1 protein-coding gene is annotated in these 744 nt (G+C 39.0%); it reads right to left on the reverse strand.

The window, feature by feature from the left end:
• Positions 1 to 744: hypothetical protein (locus GD597_RS21680; RefSeq protein WP_216368660.1), on the reverse strand; the 744-nt coding region annotated here is incomplete at both ends.

Below are 744 nucleotides of genomic sequence, written 5' to 3' on the forward strand. Positions count from 1 at the left end.
CACCAGATTCAGTGTAAGTAGTACCATGCCATTCGTAGCTATCACAAGCAACTGCAGTTTCTTCGCTGGTGCTGCTGTAATTAACCGTTAAATGTAAGGTAGCTACATTGGTGCAACCTGATGCATTGGTTGATTCAAATGTATAATCACCAGATTCAGTATAAGTAGTACCATGCCATTCGTAACTATCACAGGCAACAGCAGTTTCTTCACTGGTGCTGCTGTAATTAACCGTTAAATGTAAGGTAGCCACATTGGTACAACCTGATGCATTGGTTGATTCAAATGTATAATCACCTGATTCGGTATAAGTAGTACCATGCCATTCGTAACTATCACAAGCAACTGCAGTTTCTTCACTGGTAGTGCTGTAATTAACCGTTAAATGTAAGGTAGCCACATTGGTACAACCTGATGCATTGGTTGATTCAAAAGTATAATCACCAGATTCAGTATAAGTAGTACCATTCCATTCGTAACTATCACAAGCAACTGCAGTTTCTTCACTGGTAGTGCTGTAATTAACCGTTAAATGTAAGGTAGCTACATTGGTACAACCTGATGCATTGGTTGATTCAAATGTATAATCACCAGATTCAGTGTAAGTAGTACCATGCCATTCATAGCTATCACAAGCTGTTGCAGTTTCTTCACTGGTTGTGCTGTAATTAACCGTTAAATGTAAGGTAGCGGTATTGGTACAACCAGACTCGTTGATTGATTCAAATGTATAATCACCAGATT

Source organism: Limnovirga soli, from assembly GCF_013106755.1.
Taxonomy (GTDB): domain Bacteria; phylum Bacteroidota; class Bacteroidia; order Chitinophagales; family Chitinophagaceae; genus Limnovirga; species Limnovirga soli.